This is a genomic window from Streptomyces sp. NBC_00271, from assembly GCF_036178845.1.
In the GTDB taxonomy this organism is placed as follows: Bacteria; Actinomycetota; Actinomycetes; order Streptomycetales; family Streptomycetaceae; genus Streptomyces.
Window position 1 is genome coordinate 7,142,664 of sequence record NZ_CP108070.1, and the last position, 18,757, is coordinate 7,161,420.

17 protein-coding genes are annotated in these 18,757 nt (G+C 70.5%); 9 read left to right on the forward strand and 8 right to left on the reverse strand.

From position 1 onward, the window contains the following. Positions 1–29: 29 nt before the first annotated feature. Positions 30–1,421 (reverse strand): FAD-binding oxidoreductase, encoded by a 1,392-nt coding sequence (locus OG798_RS32580; protein ID WP_328758110.1) that lies wholly within the window; start codon positions 1,419–1,421, stop codon positions 30–32. A gap of 142 nt (positions 1,422–1,563) precedes the next feature. Between OG798_RS32580 and OG798_RS32585 the strand changes: the two genes are divergently transcribed. From OG798_RS32585 to OG798_RS32600, 4 genes are read left to right on the forward strand one after another with little or no spacing between them, the layout of a single operon-like run. Beyond that, on the forward strand, positions 1,564–2,094 hold the full coding sequence (locus OG798_RS32585; RefSeq protein WP_095852991.1) for a phosphatase PAP2 family protein: 531 nt from the start codon (positions 1,564–1,566) through the stop codon (positions 2,092–2,094). Next, positions 2,087–3,031: a decaprenyl-phosphate phosphoribosyltransferase gene (locus OG798_RS32590; protein WP_267062654.1), complete on the forward strand. Its 945-nt coding sequence runs from the start codon at positions 2,087–2,089 to the stop codon at positions 3,029–3,031. Before OG798_RS32585 ends, OG798_RS32590 begins: the two co-directional genes overlap by 8 nt. Further along, positions 3,028–3,474 carry a GtrA family protein gene (locus OG798_RS32595; protein WP_267062655.1) on the forward strand — a complete coding sequence of 149 codons (447 nt, stop codon included), beginning with the start codon at positions 3,028–3,030 and terminating at the stop codon, positions 3,472–3,474. Before OG798_RS32590 ends, OG798_RS32595 begins: the two co-directional genes overlap by 4 nt. Further along, positions 3,462–4,439, forward strand: a complete 978-nt coding sequence (locus OG798_RS32600; RefSeq protein WP_095852988.1) for a YihY/virulence factor BrkB family protein — start codon at positions 3,462–3,464, stop codon at positions 4,437–4,439. Before OG798_RS32595 ends, OG798_RS32600 begins: the two co-directional genes overlap by 13 nt. Here the strand turns inward: OG798_RS32600 and OG798_RS32605 are convergent. After that, positions 4,393–5,703 carry a D-alanyl-D-alanine carboxypeptidase family protein gene (locus OG798_RS32605; protein WP_323138748.1) on the reverse strand — a complete coding sequence of 437 codons (1,311 nt, stop codon included), beginning with the start codon at positions 5,701–5,703 and terminating at the stop codon, positions 4,393–4,395. The two genes, OG798_RS32600 and OG798_RS32605, sit on opposite strands and share 47 nt — an antisense overlap. A 112-nt stretch (positions 5,704–5,815) precedes the next feature. Between OG798_RS32605 and OG798_RS32610 the strand changes: the two genes are divergently transcribed. The 4 genes from OG798_RS32610 (at position 5,816) to OG798_RS32625 (ending at position 9,632) form a co-directional block, all read left to right on the forward strand. Beyond that, positions 5,816–6,058 carry an SCO4848 family membrane protein gene (locus tag OG798_RS32610; RefSeq protein WP_054233715.1) on the forward strand — a complete coding sequence of 81 codons (243 nt, stop codon included), beginning with the start codon at positions 5,816–5,818 and terminating at the stop codon, positions 6,056–6,058. A 60-nt stretch (positions 6,059–6,118) separates the two neighbouring features. Then, a complete protein-coding gene (locus OG798_RS32615) occupies positions 6,119–7,384 on the forward strand; it encodes a metallophosphoesterase (RefSeq protein ID WP_267062656.1) in 1,266 nt (421 codons plus the stop codon). A 147-nt stretch (positions 7,385–7,531) separates the two neighbouring features. Next, on the forward strand, positions 7,532–9,088 hold the full coding sequence (locus OG798_RS32620; protein WP_121415249.1) for an ABC transporter substrate-binding protein: 1,557 nt from the start codon (positions 7,532–7,534) through the stop codon (positions 9,086–9,088). A 130-nt stretch (positions 9,089–9,218) separates the two neighbouring features. Continuing rightward, complete coding sequence (locus OG798_RS32625; RefSeq protein WP_328758112.1) at positions 9,219–9,632, forward strand: ATP-binding protein; 414 nt, start codon at positions 9,219–9,221, stop codon at positions 9,630–9,632. Between the two features lies 1 nt (position 9,633). On the opposite strand, the gene OG798_RS32630 is transcribed toward OG798_RS32625, so the two are convergent. From OG798_RS32630 to OG798_RS32640, 3 genes are all read right to left on the reverse strand, one after another. Next, entirely contained in the window at positions 9,634–11,775 is a 2,142-nt protein-coding gene (locus tag OG798_RS32630) for a sulfatase-like hydrolase/transferase (RefSeq protein ID WP_328758113.1), read from the reverse strand. A 178-nt stretch (positions 11,776–11,953) separates the two neighbouring features. Continuing rightward, the gene (locus OG798_RS32635) at positions 11,954–13,504 is read right to left on the reverse strand and encodes a sensor histidine kinase (RefSeq protein WP_328758114.1); all 1,551 of its coding nucleotides are present in this window, start codon (positions 13,502–13,504) and stop codon (positions 11,954–11,956) included. Continuing rightward, positions 13,501–14,190, reverse strand: coding sequence for a response regulator transcription factor (locus OG798_RS32640; RefSeq protein ID WP_054233711.1), 690 nt, complete (start codon positions 14,188–14,190; stop codon positions 13,501–13,503). Before OG798_RS32640 ends, OG798_RS32635 begins: the two co-directional genes overlap by 4 nt. A 187-nt stretch (positions 14,191–14,377) precedes the next feature. Here OG798_RS32640 and OG798_RS32645 point away from each other — a divergent pair, with 187 nt between their 5' ends. After that, a complete protein-coding gene (locus tag OG798_RS32645) occupies positions 14,378–16,786 on the forward strand; it encodes an MMPL family transporter (RefSeq protein WP_267063904.1) in 2,409 nt (802 codons plus the stop codon). Here OG798_RS32645 and OG798_RS32650 read toward each other — a convergent pair. The 3 genes from OG798_RS32650 to OG798_RS32660 form a co-directional block, all read right to left on the reverse strand. After that, a complete protein-coding gene (locus OG798_RS32650) occupies positions 16,779–17,387 on the reverse strand; it encodes a Uma2 family endonuclease (RefSeq protein WP_097224999.1) in 609 nt (202 codons plus the stop codon). The genes OG798_RS32645 and OG798_RS32650 overlap by 8 nt on opposite strands. A gap of 76 nt (positions 17,388–17,463) precedes the next feature. After that, positions 17,464–18,234 carry a TetR/AcrR family transcriptional regulator gene (locus tag OG798_RS32655; RefSeq protein WP_267062659.1) on the reverse strand — a complete coding sequence of 257 codons (771 nt, stop codon included), beginning with the start codon at positions 18,232–18,234 and terminating at the stop codon, positions 17,464–17,466. Positions 18,235–18,245: 11 nt separating this feature from the next. Further along, positions 18,246–18,752 (reverse strand): thiol-disulfide oxidoreductase DCC family protein, encoded by a 507-nt coding sequence (locus tag OG798_RS32660; protein WP_095857836.1) that lies wholly within the window; start codon positions 18,750–18,752, stop codon positions 18,246–18,248. Between the last annotated feature and the right edge of the window lie 5 nt (positions 18,753–18,757).

Consider the following 18,757-nt stretch of genomic DNA (forward strand, 5'->3'; position numbering starts at 1 on the left):
GGGTGAGGAGGCGGGACGGTCGACCGGTTCTAGAGGTCGAGGCGGCGGGACAGGTCGGAGGTGAACACCCCGCGCGGGTCGAACTCGGCCCGCAGCTCCCGGAATTCGGTCAGCCGTGGATACATGTCGGCCAGCAGTTCCGGCCGCAGCCGCGCGTCCTTCGCCAGGTACACGCGTCCGCCCGCCCCGGCCACCTCCTCGTCCAGCTCGTCGAGGAAGGCGCCGAGGCCCGGCAGGTTCGCGGGGATGTCCAGGGCGAGGGTCCAGCCCGGCATCGGGAAGGAGAGCCAGCCCGGATCGCCCTCGCCGAAACGCTTCAGGACGGCGAGGAAGGACGGGCACCGGCGTTCGGCGATGCGCCGCACGATGCGCCGCAGGGCCTCCTCGCGCCCGTGTCCGACGACGAACTGGTACTGCACGAAGCCACCGCGCCCGTAGATCCGGTTCCAGTGCGGCACCCCGTCGAGCGGGTGGAAGAAGGCCGGGATCCGCTGTAGCTCACCTGTACGCGCGCGGGGTGCCTTCCGGTACCAGAGCTCATTGAAGAGGCCCACCGATCCGCGGCCGAGCAGTCCCTCCGGTACGAAGGCGGGCGCGGACGGGAACCGCGGCGGTCGGAACGCCAGCGGGCGCCGGCGCGCGCGTGGGGGGAGCGCGTCCAGGGGGGCGTGTTCCCCGCGGGTGAGCACCGCGCGTCCCGTCGAGCGGCCGCGCGCGAGCAGGTCGATCCAGGCGACCGAGTACCGGTAGCGGTGGTCCGTGGCGGTGAGACGGGCCATCAAGTCGTCCAGGTCCGCCGCGCGTTCGGTGTCGACGCACATCAGCGAGGTCTCGACGGGCTGGAGCCGGACGGTCGCCGTGAGGATCACCCCGGTCAGGCCCATGCCGCCCGCGGTGGCGTCGAAGAGGGGGGTGCCCCGGCCCACCGTGCGGATCGCGCCGTCCGCGGTCAGCAGCTCGAAGGAGAGGACATGGCGGGCGAACGAGCCGGACACGTGGTGGTTCTTGCCGTGGATGTCCGCGCCGATCGCGCCGCCGACGGTCACCTGGCGGGTCCCGGGGGTGACCGGTACGAACCAGCCGAGCGGGAGCAGGACCTCCATCAGCCGGTGCAGGCTCACGCCCGCGTCGCAGAGCACGGTCCCGCCGGCGACGTCGATCGCGTGGACGCGGTCGAGGCCGGTCATGTCGAGCACGGCCCCGCCCGCGTTCTGCGCCGCGTCCCCGTACGCCCGCCCCAGGCCCCGGGCGATGCCTCCGCGGACCCCGCAGGCGCGGACGGCGGCCGCCGCTTCCTCGTAGGTGCGCGGGCGGACCACACGGGCGGTGGTCGGCGCGGTGCGGCCCCAGCCCGTGACGGAGACGGGTTCGGCCGGGTCGGAGGCGGATCCGGCCGGGTCGGAGGCGGTGTGGGCAGGCATGACCGTGACCGTATCGGCGAAAAAGGTGCGTAAAGCCCTCACCTCTCCCGTCTTCGCGGCTCCTCACCGAAATGGGTGATTAATGGGATGTCGTACGAGATTGCCGTAATTCTGCGGCCACTCCCTAGAAGAGTGAGATCACATGGACGACCTTGACGACATGGACCGCCGACGGTGGGACGGCATGGACCGTCGGCTGCTGTCGGCCCTCCACGAGCGCGGCACGGATCCACGCGTGGCGGCCGTCGCGCGCGCCCTGTCCTGGAGCGGGGAGCACGGCGTGCTGTGGCTCGCGGCCGGGCTCACGGGCGCGGTGGTCGACCGCGGGCGGCGCGGCGCGTGGCTGCGCGGCACGGCGCTCACCGCCACCGCGCACCTCGCCAGCATGGGCGTGAAGCAGATCGTGCGCCGTCCACGCCCCGCGCACATCGTCCCGCTGGTACGCACGGCCGGACGTCACTCGTTCCCCAGCTCCCACGCGGCCTCCGCGACGGCCGCGGCGGTCGCCTTCGGCGCGCTCGGAGTCCGCCCGCTGCTGCCGCTCGCCGCCGCGATGTGCCTCTCCCGGCTGGTGGCCGGCGTCCACTACCCCTCGGACGTGCTCGCGGGCGCCGCCCTGGGCGCCCTGACGGCCCGTCTGGGCGCCCGCTGGATCGAGGCCGGCCATGGCTGAACGCACGGTGCTCCTGGACTCCACGCCGACCGCCCCGGTTCCCGTACGGACCCTCACCGGCCTCGCCCGGGGTCTGCTCAGAACCACCCGTCCCCGCCAGTGGGTGAAGAACCTGCTGGTCGTGGCGGCCCCGGCGGCGGCCGGCCAGCTCTTCTCCCGGCACGCGGTGATCCAACTCGCGCTCGTCTTCGTCCTGTTCACGGCCTGCGCCGCCGCCGTCTACCTGATCAACGACGCCCGGGACGCCGAAGCCGATCGCGCCCACCCGGTCAAGCGCCACCGCCCGGTCGCCACGGGCCAGGTCCCCGTCCCCCTCGCTTACGCCGCGGGAGGCGTCCTCGCCGTCCTCGCCCCGACCGCCGCCGCCCTGCTGTCCTCCCCGGTCACCGCGGCACTGCTGACCGCCTACCTCGGCATGCAACTGGCGTACTGCGTCAGCCTCAAGCACGTCCTGGTCGTCGACCTCGCCGTGGTGACGACCGGATTCCTGATGCGGGCGATGATCGGCGGGCTCGCCCTCGGCATCCCGCTCTCCCGCTGGTTCCTGATCACCACGGGCTTCGGCGCGCTCTTCATGGTGGCGGCGAAACGGTACTCCGAGGCCCTCCAGCTGGCCGGGAACGCCGGTGCCACCCGCGCGCTGCTCACCGAGTACACCACCGGCTATCTGCGCTTCGTCTGGCAGCTGGCCGCCGGGGTCGCCGTGCTCGCCTACTGCCTGTGGGCCCTGGAGGAGGGCGGCGTGCCCAGCGCCGGAGTGCTGCCCTGGCGCCAGCTGTCCATGGTCGCCTTCATCCTGGCCGTCCTGCGGTACGCCGTCTTCGCCGACCGGGGCGCGGCGGGCGAGCCCGAGGACGTCGTCCTGCGCGACCGCGCGCTCGCCCTGATCGGACTGGTGTGGCTCGCGATGTACGCGCTCGCGGTCGTGAACTGGTGAGCCTCGCCCAGCGGCCCCTGACCCAGGAGCTCCTGGGCTTCGCCACCGTCGGCGTCCTGGCCTACGCCGCCGACCTCGGACTCTTCCTCTGGCTGCGCGGCCCGGTGGGCCTCGACCCGCTCACCGCCAAGGCGCTGTCGTTCGTGGCGGGCTGCTCGGTCGCGTACACCGGCAACGCGCTCGGCACGTACCGGCACCACCCCGTGCGTCGGCCCCGGCGGTGCCCCGACTTTCTCGTGTTCCTCGCCGTGAACCTCGCGGGCGCCCTCGTCCAGCTGCTGTGCGTCGCCGTCAGTCACTACGGCCTCGGGCTCACCTCGCGACGCGACGACACGGTCTCCGGTGCGGGGATCGGTATGGCATTCGCCACGGTCCTGCGTTTTTGGGGTACCCGGACATGGGTTTTCCGAGGTGAGGGCAGAGTCGGATCATGGACTGGCTGAAAAAGCTCCCCGGCGTGGGGCCGTTGGTCGCCCGTCTGATGGCCACGCACGGGTGGCGGTCGTACGAGCGTCTGGACCGGGTGAAGTGGACGCGGCTCGCCGCCGCGATGACCTTCATCAGCTTCGTGGCGCTCTTCCCGCTGCTGACCGTCGGTGCCGCGATCGCCGCGGCCACCCTCACCAGCCAGCGGCAGAAGGAGCTTCAGGACAAGATCGTCGAGCAGGTGCCGGGCATCTCCGACCAGCTCGACATCAACGCGCTGGTGCAGAACGCCGGCACCATCGGGCTCATCGCGGGCGCCGTACTGCTGTTCACCGGCATCGGCTGGGTCGGCTCCATGCGGGACTGTCTGCGCGCGGTCTGGGAGCTGCCCGACAGGGAGGAGAACCCCCTCCTGCGCAAGCTCCTGGACGCCGGGATCCTCGTCGGACTCGGCGGTGCCGTACTCGTCACCATCGCCATCTCCACCGTCGCCACCTCACTGGTCGGCTGGACGGCCCGGCAGCTCGGCATCGGCGAACACGACTGGGGGAGCGTGCTGCTGCAGTCCGCCGCGTTCGCCGTCGCCGTACTCACCGACTTCCTGGTGCTCCTGTACGTCCTGACCCTGCTGCCGGGCGTCGAGCCGCCGCGCCACCGGCTCGTCGTCGCCGCGCTGATGGGCGCCGTCGGCTTCGAACTGCTCAAGCTGCTGCTGAGCAGCTATATGCGGGGCGTGGCGTCGAAGAGCATGTACGGCGCCTTCGGTGTGCCCGTCGCGCTGCTGCTGTGGATCAACTTCACCTCGAGACTGGTCCTGTTCTGCGCCGCCTGGACGGCCACGGGACATGCCGACTCCGGTCCGAAGCAACGCGACGACGACCCCTGCGACCCCGACGACGCCGACGAGCCCGCGGGGCCCGGGGACTTCGGGGAGGTCAGCGGCGGCGGCGCATCAGGTCGGGCAGGGGCCAGCGGCGGTTGACGAGGAAGGCGGCGCCGGCGACCAGGGCGAGCAGGCCGCCCGTGATGGCCAGGGCGGTCCCGATCCCGCTGGAACCGTCCTTCGCCGCCGCGGAGGCGGCCACCGGCGACGACGAGGCCTTGGTCCCCCGGTCTCCGGACGACACCGGCGTGTTGGACCCGGCGGACGCGGTCGCACCTGCCTGCGCGCCGGTGTCGACGCCCTTCGGCGGCACCAGCTCACCCACCGGTGTGACCTTGCCGGCCGCGCTGAAGCCCCAGTCGAGCAGCCGCGCGGCCTCCTTGTAGACCTCGTTGTGCTCGTCCTTGTCCGGGTTCATCACGGTGACCAGCAGCACCTTGCCGTTCCGCTCGGCGACACCGGTGAAGGTGGCGCCCGCGTTGGTGGTGTTGCCGTTCTTCACCCCCGCGATGCCCTGGTACGTGGAGACGTCGGCGTCACCGGTCAGCAGCCGGTTGGTGTTCTGGATCTCGAAGGTCTCGCGGGTCGTCTTCCCCTTGTCGTTCTTCTTCGTCTCGCCCGGGAACTTCGCCCGCACCGTCGAGCAGTACTCCCGGAAGTCCTTCTTCTGCAGCCCGGAGCGGGCGAACAGCGTCAGGTCGTACGCCGACGACACCTGGCCCGGCTGGTCGTAGCCGTCGGGGCTGACCACATGCGTGTCGAGAGCCTGCAGGTCCTCGGCGTGCGCCTGCATGTCCTTGACCGTCTGCTCGACGCCGCCGTTCATCGCCGACAGCACGTGCACCGCGTCGTTGCCGGAGCGCAGGAAGACACCGAGCCACAGATCGTGCACGCTGTACGTCTCCTCCTCCTTTATCCCCACCATGCTGGAGCCCGCGCCGATGCCCGAGAGGTCGGTGACGGCGACCTTGTGCTGCTCGGTCCTGGGGAACTTCGGCAGCACGGTGTCGGCGAAGAGCATCTTCAGCGTGCTCGCCGGGGGCAGCCGCCAGTGCGCGTTGTGGGCGGCCAGCACGTCGCCCGACTCGGCGTCGGTGACGATCCAGGAGCGTGCGCTCACATCCTTGGGCAGCACCGGGGCGCCCGCGCCGAGATCGACCTGGGTCCCCGCCTGTCCCAGCCGCGCTCCGCCCACCGTCGACATGTTCGCCGGGGGAGTCGCGCTCGGGCTCGCCGTCGGTGACGGTGACGACGACGGCTTGTCGGCCGCGAAGACGGGGACCGTCGTCGTCAGCGAAAGGGTCAACAGGGTGGCGGAAGTGACCAGCAGCGATCGCCGGATGGTCTTCTTGGTGGCGGACACGGTCGAGAAATTACAGGGCGCGGGCCGGGAAGTCCCCTCACCCGATGCTGGAGTCCCCTGGTCCCGGCCACCCCGGCGCCCGGTCCCGGCCGGCGACGGCGATACTGGACCCATGAAGCTCAGCCGCCCCGTCTCCTGGTTCCTGCTCGCCTTCGGAGTGTGGAGCTGGATCATCTGGGTCACTTTCGTCAAGAATTTGTGGAAGGACGGCAGCGGGCTCGCGTTCAACGACGCGGGGGATCCGACGGCGTACTTCTGGGTGCACCTGACGCTCGCCGTCGTCTCCTTTGTCTTGGGGACGGTCGTCGGCGGCATCGGGTTCCGCGGACTGCGCGCATTGCGCCAGACGTCATAACAACAGGGGGCAAACGGGGGACAACCGAACATAACGGCACGCAACGGGGGATACGGCGTCTTGGTCATCGTCTTCGTACTGGTGGGACTGCTCGCCCTCGCCACGGTCGCGGGGCTGTACGGGTACGTGTGGCGCCGTCTGGTGCGTGACACGACGTCCGGTCCGGGGCTCGCCCGGCGCGCGGGCACGGTGGTCTTCGTCGCCGGGCCGGTGCTGATGATCGCCGCGGTCGCCGCGGAGCGCGCCGGTGCGCCCTTCCGGCTCCAGCAGGCGCTGGCCTGGCCCGGGTTCCTGTGGATGGCGCTGTCCATCTATCTGCTGCTGGGGGTGGTGGCGGGGGAGGTCGTACGACCGCTGCTGCGCCGGGTCATGGAGCGGCGCGCGGCTCCCTCCGTGGCCGTACCGCACCCGGCACCCGTACCGCACCCGGAGTCGGTGCCGACGGGAGCGGCGGCTCCCCAGGAGCCCTCACCCGCCGAACCGCCACGGCCCGTCACCACCCCCTCGCGGCGGCTCTTCGTCTCGCGTGCCGTCGGCGGGGCCGCCGCGGCCGTCGCCTTGGGGACCGTGGGGTACGGGACGTACGGGGTGCTGCGCGGGCCCCGGGTGAAGCGGGTCACCGTGCCGCTGGCCAAACTGCCCCGGTCCGCGCACGGTTACCGGATCGCCGTCGTCAGTGACATCCACCTCGGGCCCACGCTCGGGCGGGACTTCTGCCGGCGGGTCGTCGACACGATCAACGCGACGCAGCCCGACCTGATCGCGGTGGTCGGGGACCTCGTCGACGGGAGTGTGAAGGACCTCGGACCCGCCGCGGCGCCTCTCGCGCGGCTGCGGGCACGGCACGGCTCGTACTTCGTCACGGGCAACCACGAGTACTACTCCGGCGCCGCGCAATGGGTCCGGGAAGTACGGGAACTGGGTCTGCACCCGCTCGAGAACGCCCGGACGGAAATGGCCGGATTCGATCTCGCGGGCGTCAATGACGTCGCGGGGGAGAGCGAGGGGCACGGGCCCGACTTCGGGAGGGCGCTGGGGGACCGGGACACCGCGCGGGCCGTGGTGCTGCTCGCCCACCAGCCGGTCCAGATCCACGACGCCGTCAAGCACGGTGTCGACCTCCAGCTCTCCGGGCACACCCACGGCGGACAGCTCTGGCCGGGCAACTACATCGCGGAACTGGCCAATCCCACGGTCGCGGGTCTGGAGCGGTACGGCGACACGCAGCTGTACGTCAGCCGGGGCGCGGGCGCCTGGGGGCCGCCGACCCGGGTGGACGCGCCGTCGGACATCACCGTCGTGGAGCTGGCGTCCCTGCAAGCCTGAGAACCGGCTGTGAAACAGGGGCGAAACGGTCTTCCTCAATACCCCGTCTGATTCTTCGGACACCTCTTCCCTCGGACGAAACACCTGTGGTTGGGTGATCCGCGTCACTGGGGAGTGGCACGGGGCGTGGCCTGGGGAGGGGCGCCGATGCGATCGGTTCGCATACGGATTCTCGCGGTGCTGGTGGTACTGGCGGCCGTGGGTGTGGGCGGCTGGCAGTTACTGCCGTCCAAGGAGAACCACAACAGGACCCTCACGGTCGGGACGACGGACGCCGTCACGTCACTCGACCCGGCGGGCGCGTACGACGCCGGCTCCTGGGCCCTGTTCAGCAACGTGTTCCAGTCGCTGCTGACGTTCGAGCCCGGTGGCGCCGCCCCCGTGCCGGACGCGGCGAAGAGCTGCGGGTTCGTGGGCGCGGGACTGCAAACCTATGTCTGCACCCTGCGCGACGACCTGACGTTCCCGAGCGGGAGCAAGGTGACCGCCGAGGACGTGAAGTTCTCCTTCGACCGGGTCAAGGCCATCAACTCCGAGGTGGGGCCCGCGTCCCTGCTCTCCACCCTCGGCTCGGTGGACGCCCAGGGCCTCAAGGTCACCTTCCACCTGTCCTCGCCGGACGCCACCTTCCCCTTCAAGGTGGCCACCGGAGCCGGGTCGATCGTCGACCGCACCCGCTACCCGAAGCACGCCCTGCGCAAGGACGCGGGCGCCGACGGCACCGGAGTGTACGTACTGAAGTCGTATACGAAGGACAAGCGGGCCGTCCTCGCGCCCAACAAGCAGTACAAGGGCGCCGTCGAGGGGAGCGGCACGCCCACCGTGCTGCGCTACTACGCTACCCCCAAGGCGCTGGAGAGCGCCTGGAAGGCGAAGCAGGTCGACGTCGCGACGCGTCAGCTGCCGCCCGCGACGCTGGCCACCCTCTCGCCGAGCGACCCGGACCAGCACGTCACCGAGTCCGACAGCGCCGAGACCCGCAACCTCGTCCTCAACGTCCGTGCGAACTCGCCTCTGCACAACCGCCTCGTACGGCAGGCCGTCGCCGTGCTGATCAACCGCGAGCAACTGGTCAGCCAGACCTACAAGGGGACGACCGATCCGCTGTACGGGCTGATCCCGGCGGGCATCACAGGGCACTCGACGTCGTTCTTCGACACCTACCCCAAGCCCGACGCGAAGAAGGCGAAGGCACTGCTGACCGAGGCCGGGGTGTCGACGCCGGTGCGCTTCACCTACGGGTACGCCGAGGGGCGGGGCGCCGCCGGAGAGGAGGCCACCGAGCTCAAGCGGCAGCTGGAGGCGAGCGGCCTGTTCAAGGTGGACATCAAGGGCTACGAGTGGACCGACTTCCAGAAGCGGTACGCCGAGGGCCGGTTGGACGCCTGGGCGGTCGGCTGGGTCGCCGACTTCCCCGACCCGGACACCTTCAGCACCCCGCTCGTCGGCACCGGCAACAGCATGAAGAACGGGTACAGCGACAAGGACGTGGACCGGCTGATTCAGGACAGTCAGCAGTACGAGGACCGCAGCCGCACGTCCGACGACTTCCAGACACTGCAGGAAATCGTGGCCCGCGATGTCCCTCTGATTCCCCTGTGGCAGCGCAAGGAGTATGTACTCAGCAGTGAGGACGTCGGAGGCGGCCAGTATCTGTCGGACGGGACCGGTGTCTTCCGCCTCTGGCGGCTGGGCTGGATATGAGCCGGGCCGGATACGACACGTGACGTGATCTCGCGGGGTGGCCCCCCACCCCGGTGACATCGCGCTCTCGCCCAACGCGGCACCGTGTGCACACTATGTGCCGGAGGTGTGTGCGGGGTGAGGAGCTGAGGTGTTGAGACGCAACGCGTTCCGGCTGCCCCGGCATCCGGCGTCCGTCGGACTCGCCCGGCGCCGGGTACGCGACCATCTGCGGGACTGGGGCCACAGCACCGACGACCCGGCTCTCGCGGACGTCGTCCTGATCGTCTCCGAGCTCGTGACCAACGCCGTACGCCACGGACCCCTTCGCGAAGGTCACGAAGGGGAGTTCGAGGTCGCGGTGACCGCCCTCGCCGACGGCTCCTGCTTCGTCGAGGTCTCCGACGAGGGCCTGGCCGCACCACGGCTGCGGCCGGTCTCCGTGGGGGAGGAGACCGGCCGGGGCCTGCACCTGGTGGAGGGCGTCGCCGTGGCGTGGGGGGTGTGGAGCCGGGGCCGCCACGGCAAGACCGTGTGGGCGCTCGTGGCGTCCGCGGCCCCGTGAATCACGGCGCCGGGGTCGAGCCGTACGCCGTCAGGAAGCGGTCGCGGAAGTCGTTCATCTTCCAGACCGGGGTGTCCTGCTGCGGCTGCAGGCCGTCCGCCCAGTTCCAGTCGGCGATCTTGTCCAGGACCTTCGGGTCCTTGGCGACGATCGAGACCGGCACGTCACGGCTGGCGTGGTTGCCGCTGACCCGGGCGATGGGCTGGTGGTCGCCGAGGAAGATCAGCACGGTGTTCTTGTTGCCGTACTTCACCAGGTAGTTGATGAGGCTCGACACCGAGTACTGGATGGACTTGCCGTACTCCTGCTTCGACTTGGCGGAGTCGGTGATGATGTCCCCGGGCTTCTTGCCGGCCTTCTCGATCGCGTTGTAGATCGAGCCGTCGCCGACCTGGTCCTGCGGGACCAGCTCGGGGATCGGCGCCCAGGGCTGGTGGCTGGAGGTCAGGATGATCGTCGACATCAGCGGCTTGTCGTGCTTCTTGCTGTGCACCAGGCGCTCGAACGCGGTCAGGGCGTACTGGTCGGGCATGGTCGACCAGCTGAACTTCGGGCCCTTGTAGCCGAGGTTGTGGGAGTCGTAGAGCTTGTCGATGCCGTAGAACTTCTGCTCCGGCCAGGCCTTCTGGATGCCCGGCATGACACCGACCGTGTCCCAGGCGCCCGTCTTCTTGAAGGCGCCGGGGAGGGTCAGGCGCTCGCCCGCTGTGACGGTGCGGTAGCGCTGCTGGTTGCTGATCCACAGGCCCGACATGAAGGTGGAGTGGCCGAGCCAGCTGCCTCCGCCGTACGTCGCCGAGGTCAGCCAGCCGCTCTTGGCCGCGAACCCGGCGTCGGTCAGCTTCTTGTTCTCGGCGGTGAGCGTGGCGTCGACCCCGGGTGCCATGACCGGGTCCTCGATCGCGCTGCGGCCGTAGCTCTCGATGAAGGTGATCATCATGTCCTTGCCGCGCAGCCCGGTGAGCAGCTGGTCGGGCGGCGTGTCAGCGAAGTCGTCCTTCTTCGCGATCTTGGCGAACTCGGCTTCGTCCCGCAGCGTCCGCCGCACCTGCTCCGTCTTGAACTGGAGGGCCTGCATGGTGTGCTCCGAAGCGATGGGTATCCCCGGGGCGTACTGCACGCCCAGCGCCGCGCAGGTGACCCAGACGATGGCCAGCACCAGCGTCGTGCGGGTCGCCGTCTCGGTGTTCCGGGCCGCCAGGTTGCCCAGTCGGATCACCGACATCGTCGTGAGGGCCAGTACGGCGATCACGAGCGTCACGGCCAGGGCCGCGATGCCGAGCGCGCCACCCTTGCCGAACGTGTCCTGGAGGTATCCCTGCGCATCACTGAAGAGGGACCAGTCGAGGACGACGTTGAAGCCTCGCCCGAGGTATTCGTTGAAACCGATGTCGAGGAAGTTCACGACGGTCAGGGCGCCCAGGCCGAGCCCGGCGAGCACCGCCACGGCGATCCGCGGCCTGCGGGGCAGGACGATCAGCAGGGCGGCGCCGAAGATCGCCTCCACCGGGAGACGCACGAAAGCGGCCACCCGGACCTTGTCCGCCTGGGTCGGCATGAGCAGCGCGACGACCACGACAGCGAGGGCCACGGCGGTGGTGGTCCACCAGAGAACGCGGGCCGCGACCGGGTACTTCTCCCGCCACCCGCCCCAGACCCGCCGCCACCGGCGTGGGCGGGGGGTGACCGCGCCCTCCGGAGCGTCGACGTCCGAGGCTTCCGCCCCGGGGCCTTCCGCCTCAGGTGTCTCGGCCCCAGGATTCTCCGCCTCAGGAGTCTCGGTCTCGGATGTCGTCGCCTCGGATGGCTGGGCCTCGGGAGTCTCCGTCTCCGGAGCCTTCGCTTCCGGGACGTCCGGGACTTCCGGAGCTTCTGCGGCTTCCGGCTCGGGGTCGGCTTCTGCTTCTGCCTCGACCTCGACCTCGACCTCCGGAGCTTCCGCCTCTGCGGCGTCCGCCTCCGGCGCTTCCGCCTCTGGAACGCTTGCCCCCGCGGTCTCGGTCTCCGGGGTCTCGGTCTCCGCGGTCTCGGCCTCGGGGGTTCCCGCCTCCGGGGAGTCCAGGGGCGTGACTTCCTGCGAGGGCACGCCCTCCGGCGCCTCGTCCGTTTTCGACAGCTGTCGAGAGCTCGTGTTGAACGACAACCCGGCGGTCCTTCCGTGCGAAGCGCGGTGGTGGCGCGGCGGACCAGGCTGGGGTCGGGGCCGCCTTCTTCTGTTGGGTACGAGGTCGTACTGGCCGGTGTTCAATCATCCGGGTTTGCTTATGTTCAAGCGAGTCACCGAGCTTGTTCAAGCACCTCACTGTGCTTGTTAAAGCAGCTCACCGCGTCGGAAGCGTCACCGTGACCTCGAGCCCCGCTCCCGGCGCCGTCCGTACCGCCACGTCACCCCCGTGCGCGGCCACCACTCCCTGCACGATCGCCATCCCCAGCCCGCTGCCCGCACCACCGCCCGCCCGGAAGAACCGGTCGAAGATGCGCGCCGCGTCCTCCTCCGCCAGCCCGGGCCCCTGGTCCGCGACACACAGCCGTACGGTCCCGTCCTCCCGTTCGAGACCGAGCCGCACCGGCACGTCGGCGGGCGTGTGGGTGCGTACGTTGGCCACCAGGTTGCCCAGCACCTGCCGCAGCCCCGACTCGTCGGCGTGCACCAGCAGTGTCCCGTCGGCGCCCACGGTCACCGGACGCCCGGGCTGCTGGGCCCGCAGATCCTCGGCCGCGTCCCGTACAAGACGGCTCAGGTCGACGTTCTTGAAACGCAGCTCGGGGCTCTGGTCGAGGCGGGCCAGGATGAGCAGTTCGTCCACGAGGCGTCCCATGCGGTCGGCCTCGGCGTTCATCCGGTCCCAGGCCCGCCGGCGTTCACCCGGCTCGCGCAGCATCCCCTTCTCGTACAGCTGGAGGTAGCCGCGGATCGCCGACAGCGGGGTGCGCAGCTCGTGCGAGGCGTCCGCGACGAACCGGCGCAGCTGCGCCGCGCTGCGCTCGCGGGTCCGGTACGCCGATTCCACCTGGTGGAGCATGGAGTTGAGGGCGAGCCGCAGCTGTTCGACCTCCTGGGTCGGATGGTGGCTGGAGGGCACGCGCCGGGTGAGGTCGCCCTCGGCGATGGCGGACGAGGTCTCCACCATGTCCTCCAGCGGCCGCATCCGGCGGCTCACGCTGATCATGGTCAGCACCGCGAGCAGCGACAACAGCAGGGTGCCGACGCCCAGATCGAGCTTGAGGGCCTTGGCGATGCCCTTGTGCAGGGCGTCGGTGGAGGCGGCGAGCAGCACGTACGTGCCGTCGGCGAGCCGGGCCCCGGTGACCCGGTAGGAGGCGCCGTGCACGGTGGTGTCGTGCAGGGCGGGGTCGTGCGCGAGGGCGCTCGGGTCGTCCACCTCGGCGGCCAGCGCGCGCTGGATGTCGGTGGGCTTGAAACCGCCGACGCCGAGCGGGGTCCCGTGGCCGTCCACCGCCGCGAAGATCGAGTCGGGCTTGTCGGACCGGTCCGCGCCGGGGACCATCCGCTCGCGTACGAAGGCGAGCGCGGTGAGCGAGTCGATCTGGTGGAGGGTGAGCCGCGAACCGGTCAGCGACTCCCGTGTCTTGAACAGTTCCGTGTCGACCTGGTCGAGCAGGTAGTGCCGCATGCCCATCAGACTGACGGCGGTCGCCACGATGATGCCCAGGGCCAGCAACGCCACGTTCGCGAGCGTCAGCTTGCCGCGCAAGGAGTGGACCCCGTGGTGACGCCGGGGGCGCCGCACACTCACGTACGCGGGAATCCCCGCACAGAGGGCGAGTTCGGTCCGGGCTGCGGCTTCCGCGCGGGGGGAGGGCTCCGCATGCGCCGCGGCGACTCCCGGGTCCGGGGCTGCCGGGGTCATGCGAGGCCGTATCCGACGCCCCGGCGGGTCTGGATCACCGGTGGGCCGAGGGGTTCGAGTTTGCGGCGCAGATAGCTGATGTACGTCTCGACGACGGTCGACTCGGCGGAGTGTTCGTACTGCCAGACGTGCCGCAGGAGTTGCTCCTTGGGTACGATCCGGCCGCCGTTGCGGACGAGGAAGCGCAGCAGGGCGTACTCGGTGGGGGTGAGCTCCACCGTGCGGTCCCCGCGGTGCACGGAGTACGTCGTCTCGTCCAGTTCGAGTTCGCCGTAGCGAAGGGGCGGGCGCTGGGGAAGGACGTCGTCGGGGCGTGTGCGGCGCAGTACGGCCGTGATCCGGGCGACGACCTCGTCGATGTTGAACGGCTTGGTGATGTAGTCGTCGCCGAAACCGAGCGCGCCGACGATCTCGGCGGGCGCGTCCCGCGCGGTGAGGAAGACGATCGCCAGGTCGGGCCGGCGCAGGCGCAGTTCACGGCCCAGCGCCCGCCCGTCGCCGTCCGGCAGCATCACGTCGAGCAGCGCCGCGTCGGGGCGGGTGCGTTCGGCGAGCGTGAGCGCCTGACGGACGGTGCCCGCGGTCATCACCTCGAAGCGGTGGTAGCGCAGCGCGATGGCCAGGACGTCCGCGATGCTCGGCTCGTCCTCGACGACGAGAACGGTGGCCCCCTCGTGAGCGGTCATGCCCCCAGTATCCGCACGCGGGTCGCGCCAGGGGGCGGCTCCCCCTTTGGAGTTCCTTGAGAGTCATGGGCGGTCTGTGTCGTCGCTCGAGCGTGCCGGTCGATGGTTGGTACCAGGACCTGGGGGACCAACCGACAACCGAACGACCGGATGACCGGTCGACTAAGGAGCGTTGAGCGTGGCGACATTGGCACGGTGGTGCTATCGGCACCGGCTGGTGGTCCTGTTGCTGTGGGTGGGGGCACTGCTCGGGCTCGGGGCCGCGGCCTCGACCGCGGGCACGGATTACGCGAACGTCTTCTCCCTTCCGAACACGGACTCCAAGCGCGCGTACGACCAGATGGAGAAGGCCTTCCCGGAGCGCGCGGGCGACACCGACACGGTGGTGTGGAAGGTCGACACGGGAACCGTCCGGGACCAGTCCGTACAGTCCCGGATCCAGCCCGCGCTGGAGAAGATCGGCAAGATGGCGGGGGTCGGCGGCGTCACCAGCCCGTACGCGGGCGACCGGGGCGCGGCACAGATCAGCGCCAACGGCAAGATCGCGTACGCCCAGATCACCTTCGCCGAGCAGGCGAACGCGGTGCCCAAGGAACTGGTGCAGGACGTGGTCGACACCGCGCAGGGCGCCCGAGGTGGCGGTCTGCACGTCGAGCTGGGCGGTCAGGCGATCCAGCGCGTCCAGGAACCGCCCACCGGACTGGCCGAGATGATCGGCATCCTGGCCGCGGCGGTCGTCCTCTTCCTCGCCTTCGGCTCGCTCTTCGCGATGCTGCTCCCGATCGGCATCGCGATCTTCGGGGTGGGCACGGGCCTGTTCTCCACCCAGCTGCTCAGCCATGTGACGTCGGTGCCCGACCTGGCTCCGCTGCTCGCCACGCTGATCGGCCTCGGTGTCGGCATCGACTACGCGCTGTTCATCGTCACCCGGCACCGGCGCGGCATCCTGCGCGGCATGGACCCGGAGGACTCAGCGGTCACCGCCCTCAACACCTCCGGCCGCGCGGTGCTGTTCGCGGGCGGCACGGTGTGCATCGCGCTCGCCGGGATGCTCGTGACGAACCTGCGCTTCCTGGACGGCGTGGTCATCGGCACCTCGCTCACCGTCGTGTTCAGCGTGCTCGCGGCGGTCACGCTGCTGCCCGCGCTGCTCGGATTCCTCGGCTCCCGGGTGCTCAGCCGCCGCCAGCGGCGCAAGCTGGCCGCCGAGGGCCCCGAGCCGGAGCGGGCCAGCGGCTTCGCGGCACGCTGGTCGGCGAGCGTCCAGAAGCGCCCGCGCTCGATCGCCGTGATGGCCGTCGTCGTCATGGCGATCCTCGCGATCCCGGTGCTGTCGCTGCGGCTCGGCGCGACCGACCAGGGCAACGACGACGCGTCGACGACGACCCGGCAGGCGTACGACCTTCTCGCGGAGGGCTTCGGACCCGGCTTCAACGGCCCCCTCCAGGTGGTCTCCACCAGCGGCGACACGAACAAGCTGGTGCAGGGCATCCGCGCGACCGACGGCGTCGCCCAGGTCGCGGCGCTGCCGCCCGCGCAGGGCGTCACGGTGATCCAGGTCGTACCGACCACGTCACCGCAGTCCGAGAAGACGGACCAGCTCATCGACACCCTGCGGGACAAGGTGATCCCGGACGCGGGGGCGCAGGCCCATGTCGGCGGTGTGACGGCGATCTCCAAGGACTTCTCGACCGTCACGGGTGACCGGCTGCCGCTCTTCATCGCCACCATCATCGGCCTGGGCTTCCTGCTGCTGATGGTCGCCTTCCGCTCCCTGGTGGTGCCCCTGACCGCCGCCCTGATGAACCTGATCGCGGCCGCCGCGTCCTTCGGCGTCCTCGTCGCGATCTTCCAGTGGGGCTGGGGTCTGAGCCTGCTGGGCCTCGGCAAGGAGGGCCCGATCAACGCCTTCCTGCCCGTCATCATGCTCTCCCTCCTCTTCGGCCTCTCCATGGACTACCAGGTGTTCCTGGTGAGCCGGATGCACGAGGAGTGGGTGCACACGAAGGACAACGCGCGGGCGGTCCGGGTCGGCCTCGCGGAGACCAGCCGTGTCATCAACTCCGCCGCCCTGATCATGGTCTGCGTCTTCCTCGCCTTCGTCCTCAGCGGCGACTCGGGGGCGGCGATGGCGGGCGTGGGCCTCGCGGCGGCGGTCGCGCTCGACGCGTTCATTCTCCGTACGGCGCTGGTGCCGGCCGCGATGCATCTGCTGGGCAAGTCCAACTGGTGGCTGCCGGCGGGTCTGGAGAAGCGGTTGCCGCACCTGGCGGTGGAGCCGGCCGAGGAGCCGGAGTCGCTGCCGCGCGCTTCGGCGGGAGGACCGACGGTCGTGCACGGCTTCGTCCGCGACGCGGAGGGCGCGCCGGTCGACGGAGCGGTCCTCACCCTGCTCAGCAAGGGCGGGCGTCAACTGGACCGGGTGACCTCACTGGCGGACGGCTCGTACATCGTCTCGGTACCGGCGCCCGGCACGTATCTGCTGTCGGCGACGGCCTCGTCGTACGGCGCCCGCGCCCGGCACATCGTCGTGACCGACGAACCGCTGGTGCACGACCTGGAGTTGACGGAGGGGGAGGTGGACGCCGTCAATTAGCCTTCGGCTGCCCGGCCTTGAGGATTTCATCGACGTCGAGGGTGACCTTGGCGCCGATGGAGTCGGGCAGGGCGACGACCTCTCCGGGGGCGTGGACGCGGTGGCTCGCGTACATGTCTGCGGAGAGGTCGGTGAGCACGTGGAGACGCTGGTGCTTACGGTCGACGATCACGTAGACCGGGATCTTTGCCTTGGCGTATGCGCCGACCTTGGCGCGGAGGTCGTTCTCGTAGTTGCTGGAGGTGACCTCCAGGACGAGACGGAACGCGATCGGGTCGTAGCAGTTGTTCTCGACGAGGTGATCTTCAAAGTCGACGTCGACGACCGCGAGGTCGGGGATCGCATAGTCCTCGGCACCGGTGGGGAGCCAGAGCCCGAGTCCTTCGAGTACTTCGGTCTTGTCGCCATCCAGACCGGCGGCGACGAAGGGGCGCCTCAACCTGGACAGAGCGCGGGCGTGGGAACCGTTGGCAGGTGGGGTCACGGTGATCGAGCCTCCGATGATCTCGACGCGGTACCCCGGATTGCGGTCCATGAGCCGGTTCGCCTCGGCGATCAGCGGCCGGTCCTCGTGCGGTCGCTCGACAGCTGCTGCGGACATCACGTGCCTCCCATGGGCTGGTGTCGAGAACATCATCGTAGGCCGGACGTCTCCCCCATGTCCCGTATCACCGGCTTCACCCCAGCGTGGAGCCCCGCCCCGGATCCGGGAGCATCTTCGTCATCCCCGGCAGGAAGTCCGTGAACAGCTCGTGCACCTCGTGGACGAGCGGGCGCAGCACGCGGAAGCGGGCCAGTGAGACGCCCCGCGTGGTGAGGCGGGCGCCGCGCTCGGCGAGCCGGTAGCTGCGTTCGCGCCCCTCCGTGCGGTCGAAGACCCAGTACAGGACGAGCCCCATCTGCGACAGCCACATCAGCTCGGGCAGGACGTCCTTCAGCTCCTCCGGAACCTTCGCCTTCGACCCGGCGAGCACCTCGCGGTGTATGGCGATGGACTCCTCGCGCGGACCCGCCGACTCGGGGGAGAAGGGGCTGAGCGGGCTCTCCGGGTCGGCGGCGTTCTTGAAGAACTGCGCCGCGAACTCGTGGTACGGCTCCGCCACGTCCAGCCACGCCTTCAGCACGCCCGCGATCCGCGCCTCGAGATCCTTCTCGCGCTCCAGGACCGGCCGGATCGCCGCCTGGTGCTCGGCGCCGATCCGGTCGTAGAAGCCCTGGATGAGGTGCTCCTTGCCGGCGAAGTAGTAGTACGCGTTGCCGACGGAGACCCCGGCCTCCTGGGCGATCGCCCGCATGGTCGTCTTGTCGTACCCCCGCTCCTGGAACAGCCGCAGCGCGGTCTCCAGGATCAGGGCGCGGGTCTGCTCGCTCTTGGCGGGGCCCTTTTCCTGGGCCTTTCCGGGCGCGCTCGTGTCGTCCGGGCCGGGGCTGTCTGTCGGTGCTGGCACGGGAACAGAGCCTAACGAGTCGAACAGGAGCCGCTGTCACAGCCGGGAGGCTGGTACGTCCACCCGACACTCGGTTCGTACACCCACCCGTCGCCCCGCCGGTAGGCGCCCCCGCCCCACCCATGCTGGGCGTGCGCGGAGCGCCACTTCGCGGCGGCGAGCATCGCGCCCTTGGCGAGCCGGGCCCCGGCCGGGGTGCTCAGCCGGTGGGCGAGCGGCCGGTGCTCGCGCAGCGCCCACAGGCAGACGACCCAGGCGGCGGCCCCGCGGTAGACCTGACCGCCGTCCCCGACGACGGTGATCTCGTCGAGGGTGGCGCCGTGGTCGAGGGCGGGGAAGAGCGCCCTGGCCTGCTCGGAACCGGCCGGCACCAGCCGCAGCGGCACCAGCTGGGGCTGCTTGCCCAGCCAGTCGCGCAGGAAGGTGCACAGCGAGCACGAGGCGTCGTAGAGGACGGTGAGCCCGAGGACCGGGACGCGTACCGCGTCCCGGTCACGGGTGGCCTCGAGGCCGGTCATGGTGC

Coding starts and splice junctions, on each gene's coding strand:
- OG798_RS32590 (WP_267062654.1), top strand. CDS start 2,087: ATGGCTGAACGCACGGTGCTCCTGGACTCCACGCCGACCGCCCCGGTT.
- OG798_RS32580 (WP_328758110.1), bottom strand. CDS start 1,421: ATGCCTGCCCACACCGCCTCCGACCCGGCCGGATCCGCCTCCGACCCG.
- OG798_RS32610 (WP_054233715.1), top strand. CDS start 5,816: ATGAAGCTCAGCCGCCCCGTCTCCTGGTTCCTGCTCGCCTTCGGAGTG.
- OG798_RS32660 (WP_095857836.1), bottom strand. CDS start 18,752: ATGACCGGCCTCGAGGCCACCCGTGACCGGGACGCGGTACGCGTCCCG.
- OG798_RS32635 (WP_328758114.1), bottom strand. CDS start 13,504: ATGACCCCGGCAGCCCCGGACCCGGGAGTCGCCGCGGCGCATGCGGAG.
- OG798_RS32585 (WP_095852991.1), top strand. CDS start 1,564: ATGGACGACCTTGACGACATGGACCGCCGACGGTGGGACGGCATGGAC.
- OG798_RS32650 (WP_097224999.1), bottom strand. CDS start 17,387: ATGTCCGCAGCAGCTGTCGAGCGACCGCACGAGGACCGGCCGCTGATC.
- OG798_RS32620 (WP_121415249.1), top strand. CDS start 7,532: ATGCGATCGGTTCGCATACGGATTCTCGCGGTGCTGGTGGTACTGGCG.
- OG798_RS32600 (WP_095852988.1), top strand. CDS start 3,462: ATGGACTGGCTGAAAAAGCTCCCCGGCGTGGGGCCGTTGGTCGCCCGT.
- OG798_RS32640 (WP_054233711.1), bottom strand. CDS start 14,190: ATGACCGCTCACGAGGGGGCCACCGTTCTCGTCGTCGAGGACGAGCCG.